The sequence below is a fragment of the uncultured Algoriphagus sp. genome (genome assembly GCF_963974365.1).
Taxonomy (GTDB): domain Bacteria; phylum Bacteroidota; class Bacteroidia; order Cytophagales; family Cyclobacteriaceae; genus Algoriphagus.
In genome coordinates, this window is the sequence record NZ_CAXBBX010000021.1 from 12,854 (window position 1) to 31,772 (window position 18,919).

Here is an 18,919-nt window from a genome sequence, read left to right on the forward strand (position 1 = left end):
TGTAAAAGCACTCCATCCGTGGAGTGCTTTTTTTGTTTATTCTAACTGCATTTTATTATTTTAAGGGTATGAAATTTTATGACTATGAAAAAAGGGTTACTGTTTTTAGCATTTGTTTTCGCGATTTTCTTTGAATCGGCTGCCCAGACTGATTCACTATTACTCAGTAATGGGAACCTAATCGTTGGTGAAATTAAAAGTATGGATAAAGGTGTCTTAACTATTGAGACGGATTATTCTGATTCAGATTTCAAAGTCACCTGGGACGAGATTAAGAAGATTACCTCCAAATCGAAATATCTAATAACCCTCTCGAATGGCAAGCGCTACAATGGTACGCTTAATAGCATTGATACCTTGAAAGCTGAGATAGACACGTATGATCCAGAAAGTTTACTTCGAAGTATTAGAGGTAAAAAAGCGGAGACAGAGCAGCCGGTGGGAGGTAAGGAGATCGTCAATCTTGCGGAGGTTGTTTATCTCAATGCATTGGATGAAGGGTTCTGGAGTAGACTTTCGGCAAATATTGACCTGGGCTGGAGCTTAACGAAAGCCAATAACCTAAGACAATTCAATGTTAGATCTGGGTTAGGATATCTTGCCGATAGGTGGAAAGCCAGTTCGTCCTATAATTCTCTTAGATCTACACAGGATGATGTGGAGGATGTAAAACGTACAGACGGTAGCTTCGCTTTCAATTATTTTCTTCCAAAAGATTGGTTTCTATTATACAACTTTACTTATCTATCCAATACGGAGCAGTTGATTAGAAGTCGAGTTGGTAATCAAATTGGTTTGGGTAAATATCTGATCCATACCAATAAAACGTACTTCGGGTTTCAGACAGGTATCAACTTAAACTCTGAATCCTATTTTGATGATACCCCATCTAGAAATTCTGGGGAAGCCATGCTCGGTGCAGAGTTGAATCTATATGATATCGGAGATCTGACTTTGCTTACTAATCTGATGGCATATCCAAGTTTGACTGAAAAAAACCGATTCAGAACGGATTTCAAACTGGATGTGAAATACGATTTCTTAGATGATTTCTATGTGAAAGTTGGGACTACGATGAACTATGATAATCAACCGATTGAAGGGGCTACCAAGCTCGATTATATTTTTCAGACCACTGTGGGCTGGGAGTTGTAATTCTGTTTTGCATTAGTTTTCATGAAAGACCTTATATCCGCTTAGCTATAAGGTCTTTTTGTATAAGTATCCTTTATTTTTTCCATTGATAGTGGAGATTTGCCATCAGTATCTTTTATCACTTTTTCCTGATTACAGTAAGTTATTTTTACATTGTTATAACCTTGAGAAGGGTTCGAAGGTTAATCTACCATGCTGTATTACAAAATATTTTCTCATTCGGTGAGCAAAGAATGGGTCGTGTTTATTCATGGTGCGGGTGGTTCTTCTGCGGTTTGGTTTAAGCAACTCAAGGATTTCAGAGAGAGCTATAACCTGCTGCTGATAGATCTCCGTGGACATGGAAAGTCAGCAGATCTTCCCCAGGCGATTTATAATGAAGAATATACATTCAAAGGGGTTACCTTAGATATAATTGAAGTTCTTGATCATTTGAATATTCCTCCAGCTCATTTTATGGGCGTTTCCTTGGGGACGATCATCGTTCGTCAATTAGCAGAGTTGGAGCAATGGCGAGTGAAATCATTAGTAATGGCTGGTGCTGTCACTAGACTTACTACCCAGTCAAGGGTTTTGGTTTTCTTGGGGAGCACATTTAAGCGAGTGATTCCTTACATGTGGCTCTATAGGTTGTTTGCATTCGTGATCATGCCTAGAAGGCAGCATTCCGAATCCAGAAACTTGTTTATCCAGGAGGCTCAAAAACTCTGTCAAAAAGAATTTGTACGCTGGTTTAAACTTTCAAAAGATATTAATCCACTTCTGAGATACTTCAAGGAATCTGATTTAGGGATTCCAACGCTGTACGTGATGGGTGATCAGGATGTAATGTTTTTAGAACCAGTGAAAAACATAATTAGAACACATAAAAACTCAGTATTGAATATTTTGGATAAATGCGGACACGTGGTGAATGTGGAAAGACCTAAGGAATTCAACCAACTCTCACTCGCCTTTCTTCAAAATCAAACCCTATAAGCCTATTACTTTTCTACATGAACAAGCAAACTAAGACTATATTGATTATTGCGGTGATCGTAATTGCAGCCGTAGCATATATCTACCCGAGGTTGGACAGTCGCAAGAGCAATGAGACTGGAGTTGTAGCTGTGGGAGCTGGACCTGGCGCAGCTTCTAATTTACCAGTGAAAGTGGTGAAATTACAGCGAGAGACTTTGAGGAATCAACTGTCGGTGACTGGGACTATTATGCCAAACGAATCAGTAGATTTGAGAACTGAAATCGCTGGTTTGATTACCAAAATTTCATTTAAAGAAGGAGAATATGTAAGTAAAGGAACTCCTTTACTTTACCTGAATGATGATGAGCTACAGGCGCAATTTCAACGGCTGCAGTATACCCAGAAGCTTTTTGAATCTCAGGAAAACAGACAAAAACAGCTTTTGGCCCGAGAGGCGATAAGCCAGGAAGAATATGACATCGTCCTGAATCAATACAATACCACGCTTTCTGACTTGAAATTAGTGGAAGCTCAGCTTTCTAAAACGGTGATAAGAGCGCCATTCAATGGCATCTTGGGTTTGAGACAAGTGAGTGAGGGATCCGTAATTGGGACCAATGATATCATTGCAAATTTTGTGAATATTGATCCGATCAAAATTGAGTTCTCTATTCCTGAGCGATATGCAAATCAAGTGACCGTGGGTTCGCCGATCTACTTTTCCAATGAATCCTCACCTGAGGAAGTAATGGGTAAAGTATATGCATTTGAGCCACAGATAGATGCAGCAACTAGAACCTTGAAGCTGCGCGCCGAGAGTCCAAACAAGGACAGGAAATATTTGCCCGGAATGTTTGTCAGAATCCGTTTTGTATTAGGAGAGACAGAAGATGCATTGATGGTTCCTTCTGAAGCCGTTATTCCTGAATTGCAAGGATATAAAGTTTTCATAGTTGGTGCTGATAGCAAAGCCGAAGAGCGTTCGGTGGAGATCGGTACTCGTACAGATACGCACGTGCAGATCACCAAAGGTCTGGAAGTGGGAGATCTGGTTCTCACCACTGGTGTACTGCAAGCAAGGACGGGAACTCCTGTTGAATTCACTCAAATCAATTAAGATGGCGAGTTTATCTAGTGTAAGTATTAACAGGCCGGTATTGGCCATTGTGATGTCTCTGGTCATCATGCTTTTTGGTGCCATCGGTATTTCGCTTCTCGGAATCAGAGAATTCCCAAGTGTAGACCCTCCTGTGATCAATGTGCGGACAACTTATGTCGGTGCCAATGCCGATGTAATTGAAGCTCAGATTACTGAGCCACTTGAGGAGGCAATTAATGGAATTCAAGGGATTAAATCCCTGACGTCTACAAGCAATGATGGAGGAAGTAGCATCACGGTAGAATTTGATGTGGGAGCGGATTTGGAAGCAGCTGCAAATGATGTGCGGGATAAAGTATCCGGTGCCCAGCGGAATCTTCCTCCTGATGCTGAGCCTCCGGTAGTGTCGAAGGCTGATGCGGATTCGCAGCCAATTATCTTTTTGAATGTAAAAAGTGACGAGCGCAGCCTACTCGATCTGTCAGATATCGCTGAGAATATTTTTAAAGAAAGACTTCAGACCATTCCAGGGGTTAGTAGGATTCAGATTTGGGGAGAAAAGGAATATGCGATTCGACTAAGAATGGATCCGCTGAAAATGGCTTCCTATGGCGTTACTCCGTTAGATGTTCTGTCCAAAGTTCAGAGTGAGAACGTGGAATTGCCTTCTGGTAAAATAGAAGGTGAGACCATTGAGCTTTCTGTAAGGACTAAAAGTAGATTGAGTTCACCACAAGAATTCAATGATCTGATCATCAAAGAAGACCAGAATAACATCGTTCGTTTTCAGGATGTAGGAAGAGCGGAGTTAGCGGCACTTAATGAGCGAAGTATCCTGAAGCGGGATGGAATACCAATGGTTGGAGTGGTTTTGGTTCCTTTGCCAGGTTCAAATAGTATTGAAATTGCAGATGAGTTTTATCGTAGGTTGGAATTCATCAAAAAGGACTTGCCCTCAGACGTAGGATTAGAGATTGGGTTTGATACTACTAAATACATCCGTAGCTCAATATCTGAAGTTCAGGAAACAATCATCACTGCATTCATCTTGGTAGTAGCGATTATCTTTCTTTTCCTTAGAGATTGGCGAACTACTTTTATACCTGTATTGACGATTCCAATATCGTTGATTGGGGTGTTCTTTATTATGTACTTGATGGATTTCTCTATCAATGTATTGACTCTTCTAGGAATAGTACTCTCGATCGGATTGGTTGTTGATGACGCTATTGTGGTTTTGGAGAATATTTATTCCAGAATAGAAAAAGGAGAAGAACCCCAAAAAGCTGCCGAGCAGGGTTCTGAAGAGATTTTCTTTGCAGTAATCGCAACTACAGTGGCGCTAGCAGCGGTATTCTTGCCGGTGATATTTTTGACTGGAACTACGGGGCGTCTATTCCGGGAATTCGGTATTGTGGTGGCAGGAGCAGTGATTATATCTTCTTTCGTGGCACTGACGATGACTCCTATGTTGAGTTCCAAGTTGCTAAAAAGACGTGAAAAGCATAATCGTTTTTACAATTTCACTGAGCCTGGTTTTGTTTGGATCAACGACAAATACGACGCTGCGCTTTCTTGGTTCATGCAATTCCGCTGGGTATCTTTTTTCCTGGTAGGAATTATGGGATTTGGAATTTATTGGTTATTCAATGAAATACCAACCGAATTAGCCCCGACAGAAGATAGAGGCGAAATTGTGATTCGAATGAATGGACCTGAGGGAGCTACTTTTGGCTACATGGATCAGGTAATAGATCAAATGATTGAGGACTTCAGAACTAATTTCCCTAAGGAAGATGTGCGAGGACTGGTTTCAGTGACTTCTCCAGGTTTTGGTTCTTCAAGTACTAATTCAGGATTTGTGCGATTTATTTTAACAGATTCTGACGAGCGAGAAAAAACACAGGGGCAATATTTCGATGAAATCAATCAAAAGCTCAAAGCATACACTGGCGTAAAGGCATTTGCTTCGCAGGCTCAATCCATAGGAAATAGCCGTGGAGGTCTGCCAGTTCAATATGTGTTGCAAGCTCCTACTCTGGATAAACTGAAGGAAGTGATTCCTACTTTTATGGAAGAGGTGGGCAAAAGCCCAATATTCATTTTCTCGGATATTAACCTGAAGTTCACTAAGCCTGAGCTGGAGATTGAGATAGATCGTGCAAAAGCCAGAAATATTGGAGTTTCGATTCAGGAAATCGCCAGAACGCTACAGTTGTCTTATTCAGGGCAGCGATTTGCCTATTTCATCAAGAATGGAAAGCAATATCAAGTGGTAGGGGAAATGAGACTGGAGGATAGAAATGAGCCAGTTAATCTCAGAATGCTCTACGTACGTGCTGAAAATGGATCTTTGGTTCAGCTGGATAACTTGGTAACAGTTACTGAAAAAAGCACTCCACCACAGTTGTATAGATTCAATCGTTTCGTAGCAGGAACTGTTTCTGCTAACCTGGCAGAAGGGTATACGATCGGTGATGGCTTGAATGAGATGGATAGAATTGCTGCCGAAGTTTTGGATGAGACATTCACAACTGATGTGTCTGGACCTTCCAAAGAGTTCAGAGAGAGTTCAAACAGTTTGCTTTTCGCATTCATTTTTGCCTTAGTCCTGATTTACCTTGTGCTTTCTGCACAGTTCGAAAGCTTCTTGGATCCACTTACGATTATGTTTACAGTGCCATTGGCAATCTTTGGAGCACTATTTACGCTCTGGATTTTTGACTTCACGCTGAACATCTTTAGTCAGATTGGGATTATCATGTTGATTGGTTTGGTTACCAAAAACGGTATTCTAATCGTGGAATTTGCCAATCAGCGAAAGGCCACGGGAATGACAGTTTATGAGGCAATATATGGCGCGGCAGTCTCCAGATTCAGACCTATTTTGATGACGAGTTTGTCTACTGTCTTGGGTATTTTGCCAATTGCACTAGGACTTGGTGCCGGGGCAGAGAGCCGAGTACCGATGGGTGCCGCAGTAATTGGCGGATTGACCTTCGCTACTATATTGACCCTTTTTGTGATCCCAGCTATTTATACTTATCTCACTTCCAAAGAAGGAAGATTAGCAAGAATTTAATGAAGAAACTTAGCCTATTGCTCTTTATGAGCATTATTGGAACAAGCCTATATGCCCAAAGTAATGAATCTCTGGATTTGGAGAAGGCAATTACTATTGGCTTGGAGAAAAATCTGGATGTGAAAATTGCTGTGGAAACCGTTTCCATTCAGGAAGGAAATGAGCGCATTAATTCCGGGGATTATTTTTTGCCCAGCTTGGATGCTGCCTATACAAGGAGTTTCAGTAATGAGGATGTGGAGCAATTGTTTGCTACTGATCCTAATCCTAGAACTATCGAAAATGCAAAATCCAGATCCAAAAATTTCAGTCTGGCTGCGATTTACGGATTTCGACCTGAGAGTTTTATTGTGATGAAGCAATTGGGCGTTCTGACGGAAATCTCTGAATTAGACGCAAAAATTGCGGTAGAGAATACCGTCGCAAATATTTCTTCAGCCTATTATAGATTAGTATTAGAGCTACAACGCCATGAAGTTCTAAAAAGAACATTGGATCTAAGTAAGTCCAGACTTGATATCGCCGAAGCACAATATTCGCTGGGTGGAGCAGGTAAACGGGATTTTCTGACTGCGGAAGTTGACTACAATTCCGATTTGAGCTTGCTTCTAGGACAAGAGCAAGTCATTCAAAATGCCCGCGTGAACCTCAATGAGTTGATGGCATTGAATCCAGAGCAGCAATTCGTAGTGCAAGACACGATCCTAATCGGTGAGCAGTTGATCCTACAGAATTTGGTGGAAAATGCGTTTCTGGAAAATAAAACCTACCTCATCACTCAGCGGCAGGAAAATGTAGCTTACCTTCAAATGAAGGAACTTAGAGCTTCAAGATTACCTGTGATTAACTTGAATGGCACCTATGCAACCAATACTTCCAATTCGGACGCGGGAATCTTAACACAGAATCAGCGTTCGGGTTTTAACTATGGAGGTAATATTCAGTTAAATATCTTTAACGGTTTCACGCTAAATAGGAGAATCCAGAATGCGAAAGTTCAGCAAAAAATCCAGTCTTATGCTGTAGATCAATATGAGATTCAACTACGCTCCGATATTCATCGGGCTTTCAACACCTACACCACCAATAGAAATCTCCTTGAGGTAGAGCAGAAGAACTATGAAGTGGCAAAGGAGAGTTCAGAAATTGCTTTGGAGAGGTTCAGATTAGGTATTTCCTCCTACTTGGAATTCCGAGATGCACAAGTGAATTTGCTGACTGCAGAAAACAGACTGATCACTTCCATTTTTAATATTAAGGAGCAAGAAATAGAATTGATGAGGCTTTCAGGGAAGATTTTCTTCCAAAACAGTATGGAAGAATTCGAGATTCCTACCGAAGATTAAGCTTGAAATGGAGGCTGTTTTTTATAGCCTCCATTTTTTATTCGCAGAAATGGGTTGTTACCTTATTTTCATTTGGCACACCATTTGCCAAATGGGCATTTGTGTAACATCCAGAGTCATACGGCTCTAGTGAATGAAAAAAGCATTAATTCTATTATCCTCTATTTTGATCCTCCTCCTTTTCGGTGTGCAATGCACCTTTGTTGAGAAGCATTTTGGGTCCATAGTCAAAGAGGATGCCTATTTACTTGACCTTCCTGGAATCCAGAACCGTGGGTTTATCCGAGCTGCTGTTGATAATAATTCCACTGGATATTACATCTATCGTGGCAGAAGGATGGGTTACGAGTACGAGTTGCTGCGCGATCTAGCCAAGCGATTGAACGTGCAGTTGCATCTGGTCATGGTATCGGATATTGATAGGGCATTTGACTATTTGCAGGATGGCAAAGTGGATTTGATCGCCATGAATCTTGAAAAGAATATGGAACGGTCAGAGAAAACTTCTTTTTCTATTCCCTTGGGAAAAATGAATACTGTCCTTGTAGGAAATGAAAGTTCCGGTAAAATCACTGCTTGGGATCAATTGGATTCAGACACGATATATGTTCGGGATGGGGCAGTTTATAAGACACAACTTTGTCATCTGAAAGATTCCTTACAGTTGAAATATACGATAGTCCCCACTCCGGATCACGAGGAGACTTTGATTGATCAGGTAGCAGAAGGGAAAATTAAGTGGACTATAGCGGATCAGAATATTGCGCAAGCAAATGCTACTTACTATGGTGGGCTGGATATTTCATGGAAAGTTCAGAAAGAAGGGGATGTTTCCTGGGTAGTTCGTGACAATTCACCTAAGCTATTGTCTTCCTTGAATACTTGGCTTGAGGACAAGCAAAAGCGCTTTATTCCGGATTTGTATGCGAAGTATTTCCTTAATTCGAAGAATAGTTACTTCAGAAGCAATAGTCCATTTTCTTCCCTGGCGGGAAATCAGATTTCAGTATACGATGATATCATTAAAGATGGAGCAGAGCAGTTAGGTTGGGACTGGAGGCTATTGGCTTCTTTGGTCTACAAGGAATCAAGATTTGATACAGTAGCTACCTCCTACGCTGGCGCAAAAGGTTTACTCCAATTAATGCCTGTCACTTTGGAACGCTTTGGGGTTCAAAACCCCAATGATCCTTCGGAGTCCTTGATGGGAGGAGTTCGTTATTTGAGATATCTGGATAAATTTTGGATGGAGCGAGTTCCTGATACTTCTGAGCGGTTAAAATTCGTCTTAGCATCCTATAATATTGGTCACGGACATGTGGAGGATGCCTGGAGGCTTACTTTGAAATATGGGAAAAATACCCAAGCTTGGTCTTCAGTTTCTGAGTTCTTGGAGCTAAAAAGTGATCCTGATTATTACCGGGATCCAATTGTCAAAAGTGGTTTTGCCAAAGGGCATTTGGCTGTCAATTACGTGAGGGACGTTATGAGTGTTTTTGATTCCTATAAAGCACTTGTTGAGCCGTAATTTTTCCGGTAGTGTTAGGTGTCTTCCACATTCCACTTTTCCAACCATACCTCAGTTGTCTCTTGCTCCCTTTGTTGCTTTGTGGTGTGATCTTTTACCACAAAGTAACAAAGGGTACAAATTTTTGCATCGTACTACTTCGCTTAATTTAGTAGCTCTTACCGAGGTCGTATCCGCATAGGCCACTTAGTTATTATTTCTAAGCGCCTTCGTGAAGCTCAAACATTGCTTCCACTTCCACTGGAATGTTATCTGGCAAGGTGCCCATTCCCACTGCTGATCTTACGCCAATCCCATTTTCCTCCCCCCATACTTGAGCAAAAAGTTCGCTGCACCCATTGATGATGTAAGGATGTTTTTCGAAAGTAGAAACACAATTTACCATTCCTAGCACCTTGATTACTCGCTTTACTCGATTGAGAGACCCAAGATTTGCCTTAATCGTTGAGAGCATCGCAAGCCCCACTTGTCTCGCAGCTAGTTTACCAGCTTCAATATCCATGTCATCACCTATTCTTCCGATGATTAGACTTCCATCATCCTGCACGGTGCCATGGCCCGAGAGATACAGGTATTTTCCATCTATCAGGCAAGGCTTATAAACACCAAGAGGCTTTGGTGCAGGAGGAAGTGAAAGGGCAAGTTTGGTGAAATTACTTTCTGGAGATTCCATAGTTTTCTAAAGTTTTTCAGTGTTTAAAATGGAGAAATAAATCTGCGAGGTTGTTATGCCTAGGCCGTGGTCTGTGTCACAGAACACACTATTCGTGACTTTTAGCTATACAAAAATGTCCAAGATCAAAACGCCAGCTAGGCCAGCTACAGCCACGATAGTTTCCATGAGTGACCAAGATTTGATGGTGTCCTTGATACTGACATTGAAGAATTCCTTGTACATCCAGAATCCGGCATCATTGAAATGCGAGAACATCAAACTTCCTGCTCCGATGGAAAGTACCAAGAGATTGGGATCCACGTTCATAGTGACTACAAGTGGGGCGATAATGCCAGCAGTGGTAAGTCCTGCAACTGTCGCCGAACCTACGCAAACCCGTATAATTGCAGTAATAATCCACGCCAAGATAAGTGGATGAATGTCCCAGGTTTGCAAGCCTTCAGCGATCACCAAGCTCACGCCTGTGTCTGTGAATATTTGCTTCAGCGCACCAGCACCAGCTACGATTAGTAAAATCATTGCTATGTCTTTGGTCGCTACCGTATAGAGATCCATGATCTGCTTCATGGAAAACTTGCGGCTTAACCCTAAAGTATAGGTGGCAATCAGCACTGAGATCAGCATGACGATCCCTGGATCTGCCACAAAGGCAATGATCGGAGCCAGTGGGCTCGCTTCGGAAATATTCAAATTAAGCGCGGTGGTACTTACCAGCAATACCACTGGCAGCAATGCCGTGAAAAAGCTATTGGCAGCAGATGGAAGTTCGGATTCAGGTTTGGTTTCTGCCTGAAAAGTCTTCAGTGGCTCTGCTTTCATGTTTTTCAGTGTCTTAGCGAAAATCGGCCCTGCCAGTGCAATGGTCGGAATTGCGATCAAAAAGCCATAGAAAAGAGTCAATCCCATATTGGCATCAAACTGTGCTACCAAGGCAGCAGGAGAGGGGTGTGGCGGTAAAAAGCCATGGGTAACCGAAAGTGCAGCCAAAAGCGGGATTCCCACATAGACTGCTGAGATTTTATATTGATATGCTACGGTGAAAGCTAATGGGACTAAGAGAACAAAACCCACATTGTAAAATAATGGGATCCCAACTACTAAGCCCGTGATGGACATGGCCCAGGTGATGTGCTTTTGTCCAAAGATCTTCATGAGGAAACCTGCGATCCGTTGGGCAGCACCAGATTCGGCGACAAGTTTTCCGAGCATTGCCCCCATCACGATCACGATGACTAAGTCTCCGAGTAACACCCCCATTCCTCGCTGAACGGAGCCTGCGATCTCATTGGCAGGAAGCCCGAGAAGAAAACCTGCAGAGATGGATGAAATCAGAAATGCTAAAAAAGGATTGAGCTTAGCCCATACAATCAGCAGCACTAGGATCGCAATGCTAATCAAAACAAGAAGAATGGTCATAGGAATAGGTTGGGTTTAGCTGGCTAAGATAAAAAACATCGGCGAATTAGGGCTTTGCTATCGGAGATTGTTGGTAAAAGGAAGGTGTGAAGTATTCAATAGTAGACCCCATTCACAGTGGTCTGACCAAACGTTTGACGTAATGTACTAGGCTGAAATCTTAATTAGACTACCTTTTGATCCATCTGGTTCGAAGAGTAGTTTCTGAATTTGAAAAAGAAATAAGATATAAACCTGGTTTCAAACCTTCCAGTTTATCAGATAATCCAACTTCGTGAAAGCTAAAAGAAGAAATCATATTTCCTTGTGCCGAGAAAATCAACACCTGTACGCTTTCAGAATTGAAGCTGTTAGGTAGGTCAATACCAATTTTGCCTTGAAAATGAGGATTGGGATAAATAGAAAGTTTATCAGTCGGAAGTGCTGAGGAGTTTTCAAGTCGCACTACCTGACTCCAAGACCATTTTCCTCCAAAGTCAACCTGCCGGATTTGGTAATAGGAAGGATTATCATTTGTCAAAGCCTTATCCATAAAAGCATAAGAAACTGGATAGCCTGAGTCACCTTTACTGAAGACCTCTCCGATTTTGGTCCATTCTTCCAGAGGATCTATAGAGTGATAGATCTCAAACTTTTCATTGTCTTTTTCCTGAGCGACCGACCATGAAACCTTCTTTAGCTTGTTTTTGATTTCAGCTGAAACTGAAAGCCAAGTGACAGGGAGTATACTCAAGGTTCGGAAACTTCCTATGGTAAAGTTTTTGGCGGGAAGATCATTAAAGGTCAGACTTCTGATTGCCCAGAGATTCACTTCATCTAAGCTTTCAATATGATTCCCTGGGGCAGCATACCCAGTGCATACCAACCGAAGATCTTCAGGTTCGTCCACGATTAGTTTATCAGCTGAGATTCTCAATTCCAAAGGATTGGATGAAGGGTTTAGGCCAGAAAAATTGAAATAGCTGAATAATCGATAAAGAATAGGGATTCCTCCCGTGTCATTAAAACCTGGGTTGAAATCTGCCCCTTTATATTCTGTATAGTCTATAGTTAAATTTCCTCCATCGTGAATTCCGAGCATTTGTACTTTTCGGATGCCGCCATGGTATCGATCTCCAAACGGGAAAGTGGAGTTAGTAGTAGACAGAATTGTCGGAGTATTGGCATAGGTGAATTTAGATAGATTCTCCCATGAGCCGCCAGCGTAATAATAAGCACCAAGTCCAGAAGAATTGACTGCCAAATGGTTGTTTTGAAAGTCCAACTTTCCGCTGAGCATGGTGAGATTTCTTAAAACAGAAAGGCTTTGTTCAAGGATAACTTTTCCGTCAGATTTATTGACTGTCAAGTCCATAGGTGACAGTGGAAAACCTGAAATTGTTTGATCATGATTTCCTGTGAAAGTAATGTGGCTGCTATTAGTTAGAAATGAACCTGCCCCTACTTTAGACATATTCCCAGTTACAGATAGAGTAGGCGGCAAGGTGACGTTTTGTGATCCTTGAATCTCGAGGTCATGGAAGGTCAAAGGCGAAGCAGAAGTTGGGTAAGATTTGGAAAGAAAGCTTTGCGTACCCGAAGTTTTACGGAATGTGACTTTTCCATTTAATTGGAAGTTTGCGGTTTCAATTTGGGGAGAGCTACCTAGCAGAAGAAGTTCTCCTCCTGATTGGAGGTCAAATAGGTTCGCACTTACTGATCCTGATATTGACCTAGCAATTATTTTGTCACTGCATTCTGAAATGAATGTAGCACCATTTTCAATAATAAAATCCCCAAAAGCGCCTGAAGGATAGAATGTAGTTTCGGTATTGAATGAAAGTGAAGCACAAAAATTTGGAGAAACTGATGTGTCTAGTTTTTGAAGTAAGGTTCCAGTTCGAATTATAAATTTTACTGCTTTAAATGGTTCTTCAATTGTTAATGTATTGCCTAAACTAGGATCGAAAATTACAGTATATCTACTTTGAGTTGTAAAGCCACTCCAAGCATTTTTAGGAATAATGATTCTTGAAGTACCCTTAAATGTCAGAGTACTTACAATAGAATTTCCTATCCAGTTTTGGCTATTCCAAGAACCTGATGGCACTCCTGGTGCAGCTCCAGAGAAAGCCTGTAATGTTCCATAAATATTTAAATTATTTCCATTCAAATTTAATTTTTGATTTGCGCCTGTTTCCGCATTGATTAACAAACTCTTCACTTCCTCATTCCCTGTTAAAGTCAAAAGGTAACTTTGATCTATATAAATATCATTTGCCTGACTTGGCTTAGTAGATGCTGGCACCCAAATAGTACCATTATAAATTTCCCAAATGGAGATATTCCCAAAATTCCCTGAAGCAACAGTCCGAAAAGCGCCAATTTCTTGGGATAGGACAACGTTTATGTAAAGACAATGAAATGCAACTGCCGAGAATATGAGGTATATTCGGCATTGAAAAAGTGCCTTACAGGCCAACGTTTTGCCCCGTGTTTTCATTGAAAAAAGTATTATGAAAAAAACGTCTATTAATTTAGTGAAATGAATTTTAAAAAAGTACTATATAGTTTATTTTTTTTACTGACTTTCAGTGTGTTAGCTTCTGTTCAGGCCCAGCAATACCAAATCAGCCTGCTCACCTGCGATCCGGGAGAGGAGATCTACAGTTCTTTTGGGCATAGTGGGATCCGGGTGCTGGAGCTGAGTACAGGAAGGGATGTGGTGTATAATTACGGGACCTTTGACTTTGGTGCGCCGAATTTTGTCCTGAACTTTGCTGGTGGTAGATTGGATTACTACCTGTCTGTATCCACTTTTGACCGCTTTATTGCGGAGTACGATTACTTTCAGCGGGCTGTGCGGGAGCAGGTTCTGGACCTCAATGAGCAGCAGAAACTTGATCTGATCCAGTTCCTAGAGACCAACTACCTTCCCGAGAATCGTGCGTATCGCTACGACTTTTTCTTTGATAATTGTGCTACGCGGGTACGTGACGCGATTAGTAATGTGCTGGGAGATCAGTTGATCTGGCATGACGATGTGCGAGAACCTGTGGATCTGACCTTTCGGGATCTCATAGATGAGATGGTTTATTACATGACTTGGTCAGATCTGGGGATTGATTTGGCGCTGGGTTCGCGATTGGATCGGGATGCAACACCTCTGGAAGAACAGTTTCTGCCTAAGTATGTGGAAGGGGCTTTTTCACGTGCTGAGATTCAAGGAGATGGTCCATCTCGTCCGTTAGTAGCACAAAGCAGGACTATTTTGGACTTTGAGAAACCTGCCGGTGCGTTTGGAGCAATCAATCCTTACTGGATTTTCTGGGTGGTAGCGATCATCTTTACTGGTGTCACGTTTATTGGTTTTAAAAAGAGAAGACTGTTTGTCGGCTTTGATGTAGCATTCTTCGGAATACTCGGAATAATCGGTTTGGTGATTTCCTTACTTTGGATAGGTTCCGAAATCCCGTCCACTAAATACAATTGGAATATGCTCTGGGCTTTCCCTGGTCACTTGGTTTTGGCGATTGTTTTGCTGAGAGAAACCATAAAACCTTGGGTTTTAAAATACCTGCTTTTCGCGTTGATAATGGCAGATGCGGCAGTGGTATTCTGGATTTTGGGTTGGCAATCTTTCCACCCTAGCTTGATTCCTTTGCTGTTGGTACTGATTCTGAGAACGAATTATCTGTATTATAATATCGGGAAGTTCAAGAGGGTGGTGTAAGTTTTCGGATCGGAGACTTCCTTATTCAACCTTCATCATTCTATATTAATTTGCTTTTTTTGTGTTTTTGAAAAGGCCAACTGTAGTGAAGACCAGATTTAACCTTCCTCTACAAATTCTTTCCTAATTAAACTTTTGCATAGGGGATTGGTGTTGGGTATTTTCGGACGAAGCTTATGGAATTCAAACTTACCTCAGATTATCAACCTACCGGCGATCAGCCTAATGCGATTAAGCAGCTAACGGAGGGGGTGAATAACGGCGATCAAGCTCAAGTTCTCCTTGGCGTGACAGGCTCTGGCAAGACTTTTACAGTAGCCAATCTGATTCAGCAGACCCAAAAGCCAACACTGGTGCTCAGCCATAATAAGACTTTGGCGGCGCAGTTGTACGGGGAGTTCAAGCAATTTTTCCCGGAAAATGCAGTAGAATATTTCATTTCATACTACGACTATTATCAGCCAGAAGCTTTTATTCCTACTTCAGGCACTTACATAGAAAAGGATCTTTCGATCAATGAGGAGATAGAAAAATTACGACTGAGTGCATCTTCAGCATTGCTGACAGGCCGAAGGGATGTGATCGTGGTAGCATCTGTGTCCTGTATCTATGGTATTGGAAATCCTGATGAGTTTGGGAAAAATGTCATTAAGCTTCAGGAAGGAGATAGAATTCCGCGAAATCAGTTGCTGTTCAAGCTGGTGGATATACTTTATAGTAGAACTCAGCATGAGTTGACCCATGGTACTTTCAGAGTGAAAGGAGACACGGTGGATATTTTCGTGGCCTATGCGGATTGGGGTTACAGAATTTTCTTTTGGGGTGACGAAATTGAAGCTATTCAGCGCTTTGATCCTGCTACGGGGAAAAAGCTCAATGATGAAAAGATCATCTCTATCTTTCCAGCCAATCTCTTCGTAACTGGAAAGGATACCTTGCAAACGGCCATTCATGAGATACAACATGACATGGTGGATCAGGTAAATTTCTTTGAAAGGGAAGGAAGATTTGCCGAGGCAAAGCGCCTTCAGGAGCGAACTGAGTTCGATTTGGAGATGATGAGAGAGCTAGGTTACTGTTCAGGGGTGGAGAACTATTCCAGGTATTTTGATAGACGGGCTCCGGGAGCAAGACCTTTCTGTCTGTTGGATTATTTTCCGGATGATTTTCTGCTTGTCGTAGATGAAAGCCATGTGACGCTGCCTCAGGTGCGGGCGATGTGGGGTGGAGATAGATCCCGAAAGATCAATTTGGTGGATTTTGGTTTTCGTTTGCCTTCAGCTTTGGATAACCGTCCTTTGAAATTTGAAGAGTTTCAGGATCTCACGAATCAGGTGGTTTATGTTTCAGCTACACCGGCTGATTATGAGCTGTCTTTGACTGAGGGAGTAGTCGTAGAGCAGATCATTCGTCCTACCGGGCTTTTGGATCCTACGATAGAGGTGAGACCAAGTCAAAATCAAATAGATGATTTGCTGGAGGAAATAGATCAGACGATAAAAAGTGGCGCTAGAACGTTGGTGACTACCCTCACCAAAAGAATGGCTGAAGAGCTTCAGAAATTCCTAGAAAGGGCAGGGGTGAAGTCCCGCTATATTCACTCGGAGGTGAAAACCTTAGATCGTGTTGAGATCTTGAGAGAGTTGCGCCTGGGGATTTTCGATGTGCTCGTTGGGGTGAATTTGCTTAGAGAGGGATTGGATTTACCAGAAGTTTCTTTGGTAGCGATTCTGGATGCTGATAAGGAAGGTTTCTTGAGAAATGAGCGAAGTTTGGTTCAGACTATTGGTCGAGCTGCGAGAAATTCAGAAGGTCGAGTAATTATGTACGCCGATAAAATCACCCATTCCATGCAGTTGGCAATCGATGAAACGAAGCGAAGACGTGCCTTACAGATTGCATACAATGAAGAGCATGGCATTACACCTACCACGATTTTGAAGTCGCATGACAAAATCATGGGACAAACCAAAGTAGCTGACTCTAAGAAAAATGCCAAGTTCTATGCCGAACCAATGCCGGGTGAAGAAAGCATGGCTGCAGATCCTGTGGTTCAGTACTTGAGTAAAGATAAGTTGGAGAAACTGATCGCGCAGACGCAGAAGCTGATGGAGAAAGCGGCTAAGGAATTGAACTTCATGGAAGCTGCCCGACTTCGTGATGAATGGCAATCCCAAAAATCCAGATTGGAACAATTGAATCGAGGAGTAAGTAAATAGTTTTATATAACCGCAGAAAGTACAGAGGTTTTCGCAGAGTGCGCAGTTCTTTATAGGCCTTCACCAAAGTCGCTGGCAGGCTAAAGAAAGTGGATGTCAGGCTGAGCGAATTCGAAGCCCTTCTTTCGATTGTAAAAATAGCTGACCTCGATCTTGTATCTACGGGATGCTTAGAGTGAAAAGGCTCGCAGTGAAAAACAGTATTCGGCATTGCTAGCTAAAAGGACAACTTGAAACGGACAATCCTTTTGATGAAATTTAAATCATGAATGTCTCCGTAAAAATCTATAAATAATGACGCTTCAAGAGGTGAAGTTGCTCGCTGCAAAAGGCGAGGGGCAAAGGATAGAATTTAAAAAGAAAGCGACTTATCCTGAAAAGATTGTCCGGGAGCTAATTGCCTTTGCAAATACTTCTGGTGGTGATTTATTGATTGGGGTAGATGACGACGGTACAGTGAGCGGACAGCGCTATATAGAAGAGGAAATTTTTGTAATGGAAAAGGCGATCAAGGAACTTATTTTTCCAGCTCTGGCATATGAGCTGTATTCTTTGAAACTCAATGAGAAAAAAGGCATAGCTGTTTTTAAAGTTCCTGTAAGTCCTAACCGCCCCCACTATTTAAAAGAAAAAGACAGAAAACAAGCTTTTATTCGCGTTGCAGATCGGTCAGTGCAGGCTAGTAGGGAAGTGTGGGAGATTTTGAGGAGAGGTAAAAACCCAAGAGATATGGTTTTTACTTATGGGAGTAAGGAGGAAATTTTGATGAAGGCTCTAGGAGAATCAGAGAAAATAACCCTGAAGGAATTTGCCAAGTTGGCGAATCTGCCAAAGTTTCTGGCTTCCAAAACCCTGGTGCGTCTGGTATTGGCCAATGTGCTTCAAATCCATCCGCAGGAATCAGAGGATTATTTCACGCTGAAGGACTCGGGAGGTTAATTTCGGTCCTTTCGGTAAAACCCACATTTCCCTGCAGACCTCCTGAGTGAATCATTAAGATTTTTGAGTCTTTGCTATTCGAGATTTGTAATCTCGAATCAATTTTGTAGGATTTTTAATCCGTTATAAAAACCAATAACTAACACGCTATTTCCTTAAATTAGAGTTTTACTTTTTCTCCAATATGTCATTTGGATTCGTAGTTAAAGATCAAGGGGCAGTACATTTTGTGACTTTTACGGTACACCAGTGGGTAGATGTGTTCACGCGAGATTTGTATCGTGAGGAATTGATAAAGAATCTGAAATACTGCCAAGAAAATAGAGGGCTAGAAATATTTGCTTGGGTAATAATGACTAATCATTGTCATTTGATTGTTAGGGCGAAGAATGAAGATCTAAGCGATATAATTCGTGATTTTAAGAAATTCACGGCAAAGAAAATTCTATCTCTGATAGAGAATAATCCTTTTGAAAGCAGGAATATTTGGATTGGGAAAATGTTGAGGATCGATAATAGGATTTGGTTTTGGGAAGGCGGATATCATGGAGAGGAAATTTATTCGAAGCCATTCTATGATACAAAAGTCAATTATATACACATGAATCCTGTTCGTGCAGGTTGGGTGGAGAAGGAAGAAGATTTTATATGGAGCAGTGCTGGCAATTATTTTGGTCTTAGTAAATCAAAACTCGTATTAGCAGAATTTGGCTGATAGAACATCAAGTTTGAAGCTATACTATATGGATTACAAATCCATCAATAGAACCTCGGGATTGCAAATCC

13 protein-coding genes are annotated in these 18,919 nt (G+C 41.7%); 10 read left to right on the top strand and 3 right to left on the bottom strand.

The window, feature by feature from the left end; all coding sequences use genetic code 11:
- Positions 1-84: 84 nt before the first annotated feature.
- The 6 genes from AACZ87_RS21310 to AACZ87_RS21335 all read left to right on the top strand — a co-directional run bounded on the left by AACZ87_RS21310 (position 85) and on the right by AACZ87_RS21335 (position 9,171).
- Positions 85-1,155, top strand: coding sequence for a DUF481 domain-containing protein (locus AACZ87_RS21310; RefSeq protein ID WP_339870101.1), 1,071 nt, complete (start codon positions 85-87; stop codon positions 1,153-1,155).
- Between the two features lie 192 nt (positions 1,156-1,347).
- Positions 1,348-2,133, top strand: coding sequence for an alpha/beta hydrolase (locus AACZ87_RS21315; protein ID WP_339870102.1), 786 nt, complete (start codon positions 1,348-1,350; stop codon positions 2,131-2,133).
- A gap of 17 nt (positions 2,134-2,150) precedes the next feature.
- Positions 2,151-3,233: an efflux RND transporter periplasmic adaptor subunit gene (locus tag AACZ87_RS21320; protein WP_339870103.1), complete on the top strand. Its 1,083-nt coding sequence runs from the start codon at positions 2,151-2,153 to the stop codon at positions 3,231-3,233.
- 1 nt (position 3,234) lies between these two features.
- Positions 3,235-6,297: an efflux RND transporter permease subunit gene (locus AACZ87_RS21325; RefSeq protein ID WP_339870104.1), complete on the top strand. Its 3,063-nt coding sequence runs from the start codon at positions 3,235-3,237 to the stop codon at positions 6,295-6,297.
- Entirely contained in the window at positions 6,297-7,643 is a 1,347-nt protein-coding gene (locus tag AACZ87_RS21330; RefSeq protein ID WP_339870105.1) for a TolC family protein, read from the top strand. Before AACZ87_RS21325 ends, AACZ87_RS21330 begins: the two co-directional genes overlap by 1 nt.
- A 133-nt stretch (positions 7,644-7,776) precedes the next feature.
- Positions 7,777-9,171, top strand: coding sequence for a transporter substrate-binding domain-containing protein (locus AACZ87_RS21335; RefSeq protein ID WP_339870106.1), 1,395 nt, complete (start codon positions 7,777-7,779; stop codon positions 9,169-9,171).
- Between the two features lie 199 nt (positions 9,172-9,370).
- On the opposite strand, the gene AACZ87_RS21340 is transcribed toward AACZ87_RS21335, so the two are convergent.
- From AACZ87_RS21340 to AACZ87_RS21350, 3 genes are all read right to left on the bottom strand, one after another.
- Positions 9,371-9,844 (bottom strand): RidA family protein, encoded by a 474-nt coding sequence (locus tag AACZ87_RS21340; protein ID WP_339870107.1) that lies wholly within the window; start codon positions 9,842-9,844, stop codon positions 9,371-9,373.
- A 105-nt stretch (positions 9,845-9,949) separates the two neighbouring features.
- Complete coding sequence (locus AACZ87_RS21345) at positions 9,950-11,263, bottom strand: gluconate:H+ symporter (protein WP_339870108.1); 1,314 nt, start codon at positions 11,261-11,263, stop codon at positions 9,950-9,952.
- A gap of 169 nt (positions 11,264-11,432) precedes the next feature.
- The gene (locus AACZ87_RS21350) at positions 11,433-13,745 is read right to left on the bottom strand and encodes a T9SS type A sorting domain-containing protein (protein WP_339870109.1); all 2,313 of its coding nucleotides are present in this window, start codon (positions 13,743-13,745) and stop codon (positions 11,433-11,435) included.
- 42 nt (positions 13,746-13,787) lie between these two features.
- Here AACZ87_RS21350 and AACZ87_RS21355 point away from each other — a divergent pair, with 42 nt between their 5' ends.
- From AACZ87_RS21355 to AACZ87_RS21370, 4 genes are all read left to right on the top strand, one after another.
- The gene (locus AACZ87_RS21355; RefSeq protein ID WP_339870110.1) at positions 13,788-14,975 is read left to right on the top strand and encodes a DUF4105 domain-containing protein; all 1,188 of its coding nucleotides are present in this window, start codon (positions 13,788-13,790) and stop codon (positions 14,973-14,975) included.
- A gap of 176 nt (positions 14,976-15,151) precedes the next feature.
- On the top strand, positions 15,152-17,194 hold the full coding sequence (gene uvrB, locus AACZ87_RS21360) for an excinuclease ABC subunit UvrB (protein WP_339870111.1): 2,043 nt from the start codon (positions 15,152-15,154) through the stop codon (positions 17,192-17,194).
- A 294-nt stretch (positions 17,195-17,488) separates the two neighbouring features.
- Positions 17,489-18,133 carry an ATP-binding protein gene (locus tag AACZ87_RS21365; RefSeq protein ID WP_339870112.1) on the top strand — a complete coding sequence of 215 codons (645 nt, stop codon included), beginning with the start codon at positions 17,489-17,491 and terminating at the stop codon, positions 18,131-18,133.
- A gap of 184 nt (positions 18,134-18,317) precedes the next feature.
- A complete protein-coding gene (locus tag AACZ87_RS21370) occupies positions 18,318-18,848 on the top strand; it encodes a transposase (RefSeq protein WP_339870113.1) in 531 nt (176 codons plus the stop codon).
- Positions 18,849-18,919: the final 71 nt, after the last annotated feature.

Coding starts and splice junctions, on each gene's coding strand:
- AACZ87_RS21330 (WP_339870105.1), top strand. CDS start 6,297: ATGAAGAAACTTAGCCTATTGCTCTTTATGAGCATTATTGGAACAAGC.
- AACZ87_RS21325 (WP_339870104.1), top strand. CDS start 3,235: ATGGCGAGTTTATCTAGTGTAAGTATTAACAGGCCGGTATTGGCCATT.
- AACZ87_RS21310 (WP_339870101.1), top strand. CDS start 85: ATGAAAAAAGGGTTACTGTTTTTAGCATTTGTTTTCGCGATTTTCTTT.
- AACZ87_RS21320 (WP_339870103.1), top strand. CDS start 2,151: ATGAACAAGCAAACTAAGACTATATTGATTATTGCGGTGATCGTAATT.
- uvrB (WP_339870111.1), top strand. CDS start 15,152: ATGGAATTCAAACTTACCTCAGATTATCAACCTACCGGCGATCAGCCT.
- AACZ87_RS21315 (WP_339870102.1), top strand. CDS start 1,348: ATGCTGTATTACAAAATATTTTCTCATTCGGTGAGCAAAGAATGGGTC.
- AACZ87_RS21355 (WP_339870110.1), top strand. CDS start 13,788: ATGAATTTTAAAAAAGTACTATATAGTTTATTTTTTTTACTGACTTTC.
- AACZ87_RS21345 (WP_339870108.1), bottom strand. CDS start 11,263: ATGACCATTCTTCTTGTTTTGATTAGCATTGCGATCCTAGTGCTGCTG.
- AACZ87_RS21370 (WP_339870113.1), top strand. CDS start 18,318: ATGTCATTTGGATTCGTAGTTAAAGATCAAGGGGCAGTACATTTTGTG.
- AACZ87_RS21365 (WP_339870112.1), top strand. CDS start 17,489: ATGACGCTTCAAGAGGTGAAGTTGCTCGCTGCAAAAGGCGAGGGGCAA.
- AACZ87_RS21335 (WP_339870106.1), top strand. CDS start 7,777: ATGAAAAAAGCATTAATTCTATTATCCTCTATTTTGATCCTCCTCCTT.
- AACZ87_RS21350 (WP_339870109.1), bottom strand. CDS start 13,745: ATGAAAACACGGGGCAAAACGTTGGCCTGTAAGGCACTTTTTCAATGC.
- AACZ87_RS21340 (WP_339870107.1), bottom strand. CDS start 9,844: ATGGAATCTCCAGAAAGTAATTTCACCAAACTTGCCCTTTCACTTCCT.